Origin of the sequence: Rathayibacter sp. AY1F3, from assembly GCF_002931975.1 — a bacterium.
In the GTDB taxonomy this organism is placed as follows: Bacteria; Actinomycetota; Actinomycetes; order Actinomycetales; family Microbacteriaceae; genus Rathayibacter.
Genome location: NZ_PSVF01000037.1, coordinates 16094 through 27422 on the forward strand (window position 1 = coordinate 16094; position 11329 = coordinate 27422).

The following is an 11329-nucleotide window of genomic DNA, read 5'->3' on the forward strand; positions in this document are numbered from 1 at the left end:
GAGAAACAGGAGGTCATCATGAACGGATCGTCATCGACCGGCGCGTTCGGCACCGGCACGCCCATCGAGAGCATCTGGCGCGCGATGGAGCAGGCCCGCTCCCGCATGGAGAAGCGCGTCGGCTCCCGGGTCGGCCGCGGGGACGTGCGCACCGCGGTGCTCGCGCTCCTCGCCGAGCAGCCCATGCACGGCTACCAGATCATCCGCGAGATCGAGGAGCGCAGCGGAGGCGACTGGAAGCCGAGCCCCGGCTCGGTCTACCCGACCCTCCAGCTCCTCGCGGACGAGGGCCTCATCACGGCCGACGAGCAGAACGGCCGCAAGACCTACACGCTGACCGACGCCGGCCGCGCGACGGTCGCCGAGCACGGCACCTCGACCCCGTGGAACGACTCCGACCACGTCGACTTCGGCGCCCTGCCCAAGGCGGGCCTCGAGCTCGCCCAGGCCGCGGCCCAGGTCGGACGCTCGGGCACCCCCGAGCAGATCCGCAAGGCCGTCGCCGAACTCGAGGACGTGCGCCGCCGCCTGTACGCGATCCTCGCGCAGGACTGACCCGGGTGGCCTCGGTCAGCCCGGGTCCTGCCGCCCCGGGCCACCGAGAGCGGGAGGACCGGCGGCGCTACCGCCGGATCCTCCGCTTCGCCGCGTGGCATCTCGCGGTCACCTGGTTCTTCGACCTGCTCCTGCCGCGGGTGGGGCTCACGCGCGTCGCGCTCCGCACCCGACCCGGCCGGATGCGCCGCTTCGCCCGCAGCTTCCACGTGCTCGCGGTCGACCTCGGCGGCCTGATGATCAAGGTCGGCCAGTTCATGTCGTCGCGCCTGGACGTGCTGCCGCCCGAGATCACCCGCGAGCTGGAGGGGCTGCAGGACGAGGTCCCGCCCGTCCCGTTCCCGCGGATCCGGGCGCTGGCCGAGTCCGAGCTCGGGCTGCCGCTCGAGCGCGCGTACGCCGGAGTCGACGAGTCGCCCGTCGCCGCCGCCTCTCTCGGGCAGGCCCACCGCGCCCGGCTCTCCCCCGTCGACGCCGAGGACACCGGCTACTCCGCCGCCATCATGAAGGTGCAGCGGCCGGGGATCGACCAGATCGTCGAGGTCGACCTCGCGGCTCTGCGCCGCGTCGGCGGCTGGCTCAGCCACGTGCGCCTGGTCTCGGACCGCGTCGACGCCCCGGCGCTCGTCGAGGAGTTCGCGGTCACCAGCCTCGAGGAGATCGACTACCTGCAGGAGGCGGCCAACTCCGTCCGCTTCGCCGCCGACTTCGCGGGCGACGCCCGGGTGGCCGTCCCGGACGTGGTCTGGGAGCGCTCGACCCGCAAGGTCCTCACGCTCGAGGACGTCACCGCGATCAAGATCACGGACCACGCCGCGCTGCTGGCCGCCGGGATCGATCCGCGGGAGGTCGCTCCGGTCTTCGCGGCCGTGATGTTCGACCAGCTCTTCACCAACGGCTACTTCCACGCGGATCCGCACCCCGGCAACGTCTTCGTCACGCCGACCCCCGGGGGCGAGCTGCCCTGCCGCCTCACCTTCATCGACTTCGGGATGATGGGCGAGGTGCCGCCGAGCACCCGTGCGGGCCTGCGCCGGATGCTGATCGCCGCCGCCTCCCGCGACGGCAAGGGCCTCGTCGACGCGGCCCGCGCGGTCGGCGTCCTCCTCCCCTCGGCCGACTCCCGCGAGCTGGAGCGGGCGCTCACGCAGCTCTTCGCCCGCTTCGGCGGCATGGGCTTCGCCGAGCTGCGGGAGGTGGATCCGCGCGAGTTCCGCGACTTCGCCGTGCAGTTCGGCGACGTCGTGCGCGCGCTGCCGTTCCAGCTCCCCGAGAACTTCCTGCTCGTCATCCGCGCGATGTCGCTGACCTCGGGCGTCTGCAGCGCGCTCGACCCGGCCTTCAACCTGTGGGACTCGGTCGAGCCCTACGCGCAGCAGCTGATCCGCGAGGAGCGCGGCTCCGTCGTGCAGGACGTCGGCAAGCAGGCCGTCGACACGCTCGGCCTGATCTGGCGCCTGCCGCGCCGGCTCGACGAGCTCGTCACGACCCTCGACGACGGCGAGCTCGCGGTCACCGTCCCCACCATCGAGCGCCGGCTGAACCGGCTCGAGGGCACCGTCCGCCGCGTGATCTCGGCCGTGCTGTTCGCGGGCCTGCTGATCGCGGGCGCCGTCGTGCGCCCGGACGACAGCGGCTTCGGGACGGTGCTGATGATCGCGTCGGCACTGCCGCTGCTGCACGCCCTGCTGGCCCGCGGCCCGCGCGGCTGAGAGCCGCCGTCAGGCCGCGGCGGCGAAGGCCCGGGCGGCGCGGGTGACCGCCTCCGAGAGCGCCCGGATCGCCGGGGTCTCGACGCGCCGGGCCAGCGTCGCGAGGTAGATCGTCCGCGCCGGGACGGCGTCGGCCTGCCGGAACGAGACGGCCCGGACGTCGTCCCGGTGCGTCGCCAGCGCGAGCCGCGGCGCCATCGCGATGCCCACGCCCGCAGCGACCATCGCCTGCACCTCCTGGTAGTCGTACGCCTCGTAGACGACGTCCGGGGTGATGCGGGCGCGCGCGCAGCTGCGGTACAGCACGTCGGCGGCGGGGTGGCCTCCGTTGCGCGTGATCCACTGCTCGCGCGCGAGCGAGCGGAGGGGGACGCCGTCCTGGATGGGGCTGTCCGCGGCGACCAGCAGCATCGTCTCGTCCTGCACGAGGCGGCGCAGCACGAGGTTCTTCTCGGTCTCCTCCGTCCAGGCGTAGCTCCACAGCAGCGCCAGCTCGATCTCACCCGAGCTGAGCATGTCGATCAGCTGCGGGCGGAGAGCGGACTGCACGCGGATCTCGATCCCCGGCCAGGCCGCGTGGGCGTCCTTCAGCGCGTCCGAGAGGAGCGAGGCGCTCACGGTGGGGAACGACCCGAGGCGCACGGTGCCCCGCTCGAATCCGCGGATCGCCTCGAGCTCCCCCTCGGCGGCCCGGAGCTCCCGGCGGACCGCCCGCGCCCGCTCGACCAGGACCCGCCCCGCCTCGGTGAGCTGGACGCCCCGCGGAAGACGGTCCAGGACCGGCTGCCCGATGAGCTGCTCGAGCTTGGCGATGCGCTGCGAGGCGGCCGAGGTGGTCATCCGGGAGCGGGCGGCGCCGCCCGTCAGGGTGCTCGTCTCGACGACGTCGAGGAGCAGATCGAGAGTGACGAGATCGAAGGTGGCCATGGGCGAGTGTAGCTCTGCTTAAGGCGTCCGTAGCATTTCGAGATTTTGCCGAAGCCTCTTGATTCGTAGCGTGAGCCCATCACCGACGCTCAGGAGGCACCGTGCGCATTCCCGCCACCCTCATGCGAGGAGGCACCAGCAAGTGCTGGCTCTTCGATCGCGACGCCGTCCCCGCCGATCGGGACGCCCTCGCCGAGCTCCTCATCGAGCTCTTCGGCGCCGACGACCCCCGCCAGCTCGACGGCGTGGGCGGCGGCACCTCCGTCACCTCGAAGGCGGTCGTCGTCGGCCGCAGCACCGAGCCCGGCATCGACATCGAGTACCTGTTCGCCCAGGTCGCGATCGGCGCCCACGTCGTCGAGTGGGGCAGCAACTGCGGCAACTGCGCCACCGCCGTCGCCCTCTGGGCGGTCGAGCAGTTCGGCCTCCCCCGCGACGAGAACGGCTTCACCGGCGTGCGGATGCGCAACCTCAACACCTCGGCGGTCGTCGACGCCCGCGTGGCCGGCGGCTCCTCCGAGGAGGTCTCGGTCCCCGGCGTCCGCGGGACCGGCACGGCGGTCGACCTGGCGTTCGTCGACCCGGCCGGCTCCTCCACCGGCTCGCTCTGGCCCGGCGGCGGCCCGCTCACCACGCTCGCGGTCGACGGACGGGAGCTCGAGGTCACCCTCGCCGACGCCGGCGCCCCCGTCGTGCTCGTCGCGGCGAGCGCCCTCGGCCTCGGACCGGCGGCCGGCGAGATCGACCTGCTCGCCCACGTGCCGCTGCTGCGCCGGATCCGCGCGCACGCCGCGGTCGCGATGGGGCTGGCTCCGTCGGTCGAGGCGGCCGGCGACGCGGTGCCCAAGGTCGGAGTCGTCGGCCCGGCCGTCGACTACGTCACCTCGCTCGGCGAGCACGTCGCCGCCGCCGACTACGACGTCTCGGTGCGGATGCTCTCGATGAACGCCCCGCACCCGACCATCGGCCTCACCAGCGCCGTCGCCGTGGCCCTCGCGGCCGGCGTCGACGGCTCCGTCCTCACCGCGACGGGGGTCGACCCGTCGACCACCGCCCTGCGCATCGGCACCCTCGGCGGCCCCCTCCGCTGCGAGGTGCAGGCCGACGCCGGCACCACCCGCGTGCTCCTGCAGCGCGCGGCCCGCCGGATCGCCGACTCCGAGCTGCTCACCCACCAGACCCTCGCGCGCTGACGCGCTACCGTCAGCACCAATCAGGAGAAGACAGTGTCGTCTATCGAGATCATCCCCCTCATCGGCCTCGTCGTGATGTTCGTCATCGCGACCGTGTTCCCGATCAACATCGGCTTCCTCGGCTTCATCGGAGCCTTCCTCGTCGGCGCGATCGCGTTCGGCTACGACGACAAGGAGATCCTCGAGGTCTTCCCGGCGTCGATCGTCCTCACCATCATCGGCGTGACCTACTTCTTCGGCATGGCGAAGCAGAACGGCACCATCGACCTGATGGTGAACGCCTGCATCCGGGCCGTGCGCGGCCGGGTCTACCTCATCCCGTGGGTGTTCTTCCTCGTCGCGGCCTTCCTCACCTCGCTCGGCACCTTCAGCCCGGCCGCGGTCGCGCTGATCGCCCCCGCCGCGATGAGCTTCGCCGGCCGCACCCGGATGAGCCCCCTCGTCATGGGCATCATGACCATCAACGGCGCCCACGCCGGAGCCTTCTCCCCCATCTCGGTCTCGGGTGTGCTCGTCCGCGGCATCGTCGAGGACGCCGGCCTCACGCTCGACCCGTGGCAGCTGTTCCTCTCCAGCTTCGGGATCAACACGCTCCTCTCGGTGCTCACCGTCGTCGTCTACGCCGTCGCCTCCCGCGTCCGCACCCTCGAGTACACGGCCACCGGCTCCATCCGCACGGTCGGGCCGAACGCTGTCGAGGCCGAGCGGATCCCGCTCACCCGCACCCGCCTGCTCACGCTGGTGCTGATCGCCGCGATCCTGCTGATCGTGCTCGTCCTGCACCAGCCCATCAGCTTCGTCGCGATCGCGGCGGGCGTCCTCCTCTCCTTCACCGACCTGAAGAACACGAGCCGGTCGATCGCCGGGATCAGCTGGCCGACCGTGCTGCTGGTGGCCGGCATGGTGACCTACATCGCGATGCTCGAGGAGCTCGGCACGATCGACGACCTCGCCGACATGGCACTGCTCATCGGGGCGCCCCTCCTGGTGGCGCTGGTGCTCTGCTACGTGATCGGCATCTCCTCCGCCTTCGCCTCCTCGACGGCGCTGCTGGCCGCGATCATCCCCCTCTCGCTGCCGCTGCTGCAGCTCGGGGAGCTGCCGGTGGTCGGGGTCGTGGCCGCGCTCTCGATCGCGGCGACCGTGGTCGACGTGTCGCCGTTCTCGACGAACGGCGCCCTGGTGCTGGCCAACGCGCAGAACATCGACAGGGGCCGGTTCTACCGTCAGCTGCTGGTCAACGCGGGGATCGTGGTCGCGATCGCGCCGGCGATCTGCTGGCTGCTGCTCGTCGTGGTGCCGTCGGCGCTCGCCTGATCCGCGCCGCCGCCGAACCGCCCGTCCGCCCGTCCGTCCGTCCCTCAGAAGGAGCCCACCGTGCCCGGTCCGATCCGCATCGCCGTCCTCGACGACTACCAGGGGGTCGCCGGCCGCGCCGTCGACTGGACGGACGTGCAGGGCGGAGCCGAGGTCTCGGTGCTGCGCGAGCACCTCGGCACCGCGGAGGAGGTGCTCGCCGCGCTCGCGCCGTTCGACGTGGTCGTCGCGATGCGCGAGCGCACCCGCTTCGACGAGGCGGTGCTGTCGGCGCTCCCCTCCCTCCGCCTGCTCGTCACCACCGGCCGGGCGAACTCGGCGATCGACCTCGCCGCCGCCTCCCGTGCGGGCGTCGTGGTGTCCAGCGGAGCCTCCGGAGGCACCACCGGCGCGGCCGAGCTCACCTGGGCGCTGATCCTCGCCGCCCTGCGGCACCTGCCCGAGGAGGACCGCTCCGTGCGCGAGGGCGGCTGGCAGCGGACGATCGGCGGCGACCTCGCCGGGCGCCGGCTCGGCCTCCTCGGGCTGGGGGCGATCGGCTCGCGGGTGGCCCGGGTCGGCGCGGCGTTCGGGATGGACGTGGTGGCGTGGAGCCCGCACCTCGACACCGAGCGGGCCGTCGCCGCCGGGGCATCCGCAGTGTCGAAGGAGGAGCTGCTCGCGACCTCCGACGTGGTCAGCCTGCACGCCCGGCTCACTCCCGGCTCGCGCGGCCTGATCGGCGAGGACGAGCTCGCCGCGATGAAGCCGACCGCTCTGCTGGTGAACACGGCCCGCTCGGCCCTCGTCGACGGACCCGCCCTCCTCGACGCCCTGCACCGGGGCGCGCTCGGCGGCGCGGCCCTCGACGTGCACGACGAGGAGCCGCTCCCCTCGGACTCCCCCTGGCGCAGCGCACCGCGCACCGTGCTCAGCCCGCACCTGGGCTACGTCACGGAGGACACCTACCGACGCTTCTTCGCCGACTCGCTGGAGTGCATCCGCGCCTGGGTCTCGGGAGCGCCGATCCGCGTGCTCGGCTGACGCGGCCACGAGCAGACGCCGGGGAGCAGAGCGCGGGGAGCGGAGCTCAGGCACACCAGACGCCCGCCATACGCCCCGGTCCGTAGCATGACGGCATGCGCGTGCTGATCGTCGAGGACGAGCCCTATCTCGCCGAGGCGGTGCGCGACGGGCTGCGCCTCGAGGCGATCGCCGCCGACATCGCCCCCGACGGCGAGACGGCCCTCGAGCAGCTGGCGGTCACCGACTACGACGCCGTGCTGCTCGACCGCGACCTGCCCGGCATCCCCGGCGACGAGGTGCTGCGGCGGATCGTCGTGGACGCGCTGCCGGTGCGGGTGCTGATGGTGACTGCGGCGGACCGGCTCGACGAGAAGGTGCGCGGCTTCGAGCTCGGGGCGGACGACTACATCACCAAGCCCTTCGCCCTCCGCGAGGTGGTGATGCGCCTGCGGGCCGTCGCGCGCCGGCCGGCCGAGGGCGCGCCCCCGGTGCTGGAGTTCGCCGGGCTCCGGCTCGATCCGTTCCGCCGCGAGGTCTACCGCGGCGACCGCTACGTGGCGCTGACGCGCAAGGAGTTCGCCGTGCTCGAGGTCCTGATGGCCGCGCGCGGCGGGATCGTGAGCGCCGAGACGCTGCTCGAGCGGGCCTGGGACGCGAACGCCGATCCGTTCACCAACGCCGTCCGCATCACGATCTCCTCGCTGCGCAAGCGGCTCGGCGACCCCTGGGTCGTCCGCACCGAGCCGGGCGTCGGCTACGGGATGGTCGACCCCGGCGCCCCGGCACCGTGAGCGTTCGCCTCCGCCTCACCCTCAGCTACGCGGGGTTCCTCCTCGTCGCGGGCGGAGCGCTCATCGCCCTGCTGTTCTACGTCCTCCGCTTCGTGCCCGACGAGCAGATCGACGCGGGCGGCCCCTTCGTGCCGAGCCGCACGGACCTGATCGAGGCACTCCTCCCGCGGGTGTGGCAGGTGCTCCTCGCCCTGGCGGTGGTGGGGCTGATCGGCGGCTGGTTCCTCGCCGGGCGGATCCTGCGCCCGCTGGCGAGGATCAGCGCGGTCGCCCGGGAGGTGGCCGCCGGCTCGCTCGACCGGCGGGTCGGGCTCGGGGGCCGAGCCGACGAGTTCGGCCTGCTCGCCGACGCCTTCGACTCGATGCTCGAGCGGCTGGAGCGCTCCTTCGCGGAGCAGCGGAGGTTCGCGGCGAACGCCTCGCACGAGCTGCGGACCCCGCAGGCGATCGCGCGCAGCATCCTCGACGCGGCCCTCGCCGACCCCGGGAGCGGCGACCCTGGCGAGACGCTCCGGCGCCTCGACGAGACGAACCGGCGGGGCACCGAGATCGTGGAGGCGCTGCTCGCCCTGGCGGCCCTCGACTCGTCCGAGCCGCTCCTCCGGGAGCCCGTCGACATCGCCGAGACCGCCTCCGACGTCGTCGACGAGCTGCGCCCGCTGGCCGAGGCCTCCGGGATCGTCGTGGTCGACGAGCTGGGCGAGGGCTCGTTCGACGGGCATCCGGTGCTGGTGCGGCAGCTGCTCGGCAATCTCGTGCTGAACGGCGTCCGTCACAACGTGCCGGAGGGCGGCCGAGTGGTCGTCGCGACGCGGACGGCCCCCGACGGAGCGGTCGAGGTCGCGGTCGTCAACACCGGACCGGTGGTCCCCGACGCGCTGCTCGCCACGATGACCGAGCCCTTCGTGCGCGGCGCCGGACGCACCGCGGGCGGGGCGGGCCCGCGCGGCGCCGGGCTCGGGCTCGCGCTCGCCGCCCGGATCGTCCAGGTGCACGACGGCGAGCTGCGCCTCGACGCCCGCGACGAGGGCGGGCTCACGGTGACGGTGCGGTTCCCCCCTCCCGGCGTATGGTCGGCGTCTGCTCGGCCCTGACGCTCCCGTCACCCCTCCCCTGGTGTGCTCGCTGCATGCGCTCCACCTTCGTCTCCCCCCACCGCCCTCGCCGCGCCGGCTCCGCCGTGATCGCCGCCTCCCTGGCCGTCGTCCTGCTCGCCGCCCTCCTCGGAGCGGCGTCGTGGGCCCTCCTGAGCGAGCGGCGCGGCAGCGCGCCCGCGGCGGCCGAGCTCTTCTCCGACCCCCTCGGCGACGAGGACGGCTACATCGAGGAGGGCGAGTCGGTCTCGCCCTTCGCCGACGACCTCCCGGCGATCGCCCGCCTCGATCCCGCCCTGCGCGCCGCCGTCCAGGCCGCCGCCACGGACGCGGCCGCCGACGACGTGCCCTTCGTGGTGACCAGCGGCTGGCGCAGCGAGCGCTACCAGCAGGCGCTGGTCGACGACGCCGTCCGCGAGTACGGCGCGGAGGAGGCGGGCCGCCGCGTCGCATCCGTCACCTCCTCCGCCCACCTCACCGGCGGCGCGGTCGACATCGGCTACACGGACGCGGACAGCTGGCTCGCGCAGCACGGCACCGACTACGGGCTCTGCCAGATCTACGCGAACGAGATCTGGCACTTCGAGCTCGCCACCGAGCCGGGCGGCGACTGCCCGGAGCAGCTGTCCGACGCGAGCGCGACCTGAGCGGCTCTCCCGCGCTCCCGGGGATCCGATGCGTCGCGAAAGGTCGTCATCGGAGCCGCGTGGGAGCCGTTCGCGACGCATCGATCGCGCAGGCGGCCGGGCGACGGGCCTCGGCGGCCGGGCTCAGCGGCTGGTGAGCAGCTCGACGAACTCGTCGGCCATCGCGAGCTGGGCGCTCAGCGCCTCGCGGCGCTCGCGGGCCTGCGCGACGAAGGCGTCGAGCTGCGCGCGGACCTCGGCCGGCGCGTCGTCACCCTCGGCCTCGAGAGTGTCGATCACGCGGAGCAGCGCGGCCATCTCCTCCAGCGAGAAGCCGAGCGGCTTCATGCGGCGGATGAGGATCAGGCGGTCGTAGTCGGTGGACGTGTAGAGGCGGAAGCCGCCCTCGGTGCGGCCGGACGCCTTCACGAGGCCGATCTCGTCGTAGTGGCGCAGGGTCCGGAGCGAGAGGCCGGTCCGCTCGGCGAGCTCGCCGATGTGCATGGTGCCGATCCTGCTCACCCCTTCAGATCTACCCTTACGTGAGGGTAGGGTTGCACGTGCTGCTGACACGCCTCTGCAAGCTTGGCATCCCCGCCCGCTTCCGCCGACCCGATGCCGCAGCCCTCCGCGCTCCTCGTCGAGCACCCCTCCCACTCCCTGGAGCCGCCGCGATGGCCCTCGCCTCGAAGACCCCTGCCCGCCCGCACGCCGAGCCCACCGTGATGACGGCGCTGCGCACCCCCCGCATCCTGACCCGCGAGGTCCTCGCCGGCCTCGTGGTCGCGCTCGCGCTCATCCCCGAGGCGATCTCGTTCTCGATCATCGCGGGCGTGGATCCGCGGGTCGGCCTCTTCTCGTCATTCGTGATGGCCGTGTCGATCGCGTTCCTCGGCGGACGCCCCGCGATGATCACCGCCGCCACCGGCGCCGTCGCCCTGGTGATCGCCCCCGTCGCCCGCGACTACGGGATGGACTACTTCATCGCGACGGTGATCCTCGCGGGCGTGTTCCAGATCGTGCTCGGGCTGCTCGGAGTGGCGAAGCTCATGCGCTTCATCCCCCGCAGCGTGATGGTCGGATTCGTGAACGCACTGGCGATCCTGATCTTCTCGGCGCAGATCCCCAACCTGATCGGCGTGCCCTGGCTGGTCTACCCGCTGGTCGCCGTCGGCATCGTGATCATGGTGGTGATGCCGCGCCTGACGAAGGCCGTTCCGGCGCCTCTCGTCGCCATCGTCCTCATCACCGCGGCGGTCGTCGTGACGGCGGTCGCCGTCCCCACCGTGGGCGATCAGGGCGAGCTGCCCCGCAGCCTCCCCGAGCTGTTCGTGCCGAACGTGCCGCTGACCTGGGAGACCTTCACGACCATCGCGCCGTACGCGGTCGCGATGGCGCTCGTCGGACTCCTCGAGTCGCTGATGACCGCGAAGCTCGTCGACGACATCACCGACACCCCCTCCCGCAAGACCCGCGAGTCGCTCGGGCAGGGCGCCGCGAACGTGCTCTCCGGCCTGTTCGGCGGCATGGGCGGCTGCGCGATGATCGGCCAGACGATGATCAACGTGAAGGCGTCCGGCGCCCGCACCCGCATCTCGACCTTCCTCGCCGGCGTGTTCCTCCTGATCCTCGTCGTCGCGCTCGGCGACCTCGTCGCGATCATCCCGATGGCCGCGCTGGTCGCGGTGATGGTGATGGTCTCGGTGGCGACGTTCGACTGGCACAGCATCCGCCCGTCGACCCTGAAGCGGATGCCCGTGGGCGAGACGGTCGTCATGATCGCCACGGTCGTCGTGGTCGTCCTCACCCACAACCTGGCGATCGGAGTCGTCGTCGGCGTCCTCGCCGCCATGGTCGTCTTCGCCCGCCGGGTCGCCCACTTCGCCACCGTCGAGCGCACCCTCTCGGCCGACGGATCGACGGCCCACTACACGGTCACCGGCGAGCTGTTCTTCGCCTCCAGCAACGACCTGACCACGCAGTTCTCGTACGCGGAGGACCCCGCGCACGTCGTGATCGACCTCTCCGGCTCCCACATCTGGGACGCCTCGACCGTCGCCGCGCTGGACGCCGTCACGACCAAGTACGAGCGCCACGGCACCCGCGCCG

11 protein-coding genes are annotated in these 11329 nt (G+C 72.9%); 9 read left to right on the forward strand and 2 right to left on the reverse strand.

The window, feature by feature from the left end:
• Positions 1-18: 18 nt before the first annotated feature.
• Positions 19-555: a PadR family transcriptional regulator gene (locus tag C5C39_RS15560; protein ID WP_104224292.1), complete on the forward strand. Its 537-nt coding sequence runs from the start codon at positions 19-21 to the stop codon at positions 553-555.
• Positions 556-560: 5 nt separating this feature from the next.
• Positions 561-2267 carry an AarF/ABC1/UbiB kinase family protein gene (locus tag C5C39_RS15565; protein ID WP_104353804.1) on the forward strand — a complete coding sequence of 569 codons (1707 nt, stop codon included), beginning with the start codon at positions 561-563 and terminating at the stop codon, positions 2265-2267.
• A 9-nt stretch (positions 2268-2276) separates the two neighbouring features.
• Here C5C39_RS15565 and C5C39_RS15570 read toward each other — a convergent pair whose 3' ends face one another.
• Complete coding sequence (locus C5C39_RS15570; protein WP_104353805.1) at positions 2277-3194, reverse strand: LysR substrate-binding domain-containing protein; 918 nt, start codon at positions 3192-3194, stop codon at positions 2277-2279.
• A 101-nt stretch (positions 3195-3295) separates the two neighbouring features.
• On the opposite strand from C5C39_RS15570, the gene C5C39_RS15575 reads away from it, so the two are divergent.
• The 6 genes from C5C39_RS15575 (at position 3296) to C5C39_RS15600 (ending at position 9241) form a co-directional block, all read left to right on the forward strand.
• Entirely contained in the window at positions 3296-4387 is a 1092-nt protein-coding gene (locus tag C5C39_RS15575; protein WP_104353806.1) for a PrpF domain-containing protein, read from the forward strand.
• A gap of 33 nt (positions 4388-4420) precedes the next feature.
• Positions 4421-5704 (forward strand): SLC13 family permease, encoded by a 1284-nt coding sequence (locus C5C39_RS15580; protein ID WP_104238498.1) that lies wholly within the window; start codon positions 4421-4423, stop codon positions 5702-5704.
• Positions 5705-5764: 60 nt separating this feature from the next.
• On the forward strand, positions 5765-6727 hold the full coding sequence (locus C5C39_RS15585; RefSeq protein ID WP_104353807.1) for a D-2-hydroxyacid dehydrogenase family protein: 963 nt from the start codon (positions 5765-5767) through the stop codon (positions 6725-6727).
• Positions 6728-6822: 95 nt separating this feature from the next.
• Positions 6823-7500 carry a response regulator transcription factor gene (locus C5C39_RS15590; RefSeq protein WP_104353808.1) on the forward strand — a complete coding sequence of 226 codons (678 nt, stop codon included), beginning with the start codon at positions 6823-6825 and terminating at the stop codon, positions 7498-7500.
• The gene (locus C5C39_RS15595) at positions 7497-8594 is read left to right on the forward strand and encodes a HAMP domain-containing sensor histidine kinase (protein WP_104353809.1); all 1098 of its coding nucleotides are present in this window, start codon (positions 7497-7499) and stop codon (positions 8592-8594) included. The genes C5C39_RS15590 and C5C39_RS15595 overlap by 4 nt, the downstream gene beginning before the upstream one ends.
• Before the next feature lie 35 nt (positions 8595-8629).
• Positions 8630-9241: a D-alanyl-D-alanine carboxypeptidase family protein gene (locus C5C39_RS15600; protein WP_104353810.1), complete on the forward strand. Its 612-nt coding sequence runs from the start codon at positions 8630-8632 to the stop codon at positions 9239-9241.
• Between the two features lie 123 nt (positions 9242-9364).
• Here the strand turns inward: C5C39_RS15600 and C5C39_RS15605 are convergent, their stop codons facing one another.
• Complete coding sequence (locus tag C5C39_RS15605) at positions 9365-9724, reverse strand: MerR family DNA-binding transcriptional regulator (protein ID WP_104227142.1); 360 nt, start codon at positions 9722-9724, stop codon at positions 9365-9367.
• 170 nt (positions 9725-9894) lie between these two features.
• On the opposite strand from C5C39_RS15605, the gene C5C39_RS15610 reads away from it, so the two are divergent.
• Positions 9895-11329, forward strand: a 1435-nt coding sequence (locus tag C5C39_RS15610) for a SulP family inorganic anion transporter (protein WP_104353811.1), incomplete at its 3' end; no start/stop codon positions are given.

Excerpts from the sequence above, each read along its gene's own strand:
- C5C39_RS15570 (WP_104353805.1), bottom strand. The coding sequence starts at position 3,194 with ATGGCCACCTTCGATCTCGTCACTCTCGATCTGCTCCTCGACGTCGTC.
- C5C39_RS15600 (WP_104353810.1), top strand. The coding sequence starts at position 8,630 with ATGCGCTCCACCTTCGTCTCCCCCCACCGCCCTCGCCGCGCCGGCTCC.
- C5C39_RS15605 (WP_104227142.1), bottom strand. The coding sequence starts at position 9,724 with ATGCACATCGGCGAGCTCGCCGAGCGGACCGGCCTCTCGCTCCGGACC.
- C5C39_RS15560 (WP_104224292.1), top strand. The coding sequence starts at position 19 with ATGAACGGATCGTCATCGACCGGCGCGTTCGGCACCGGCACGCCCATC.
- C5C39_RS15590 (WP_104353808.1), top strand. The coding sequence starts at position 6,823 with ATGCGCGTGCTGATCGTCGAGGACGAGCCCTATCTCGCCGAGGCGGTG.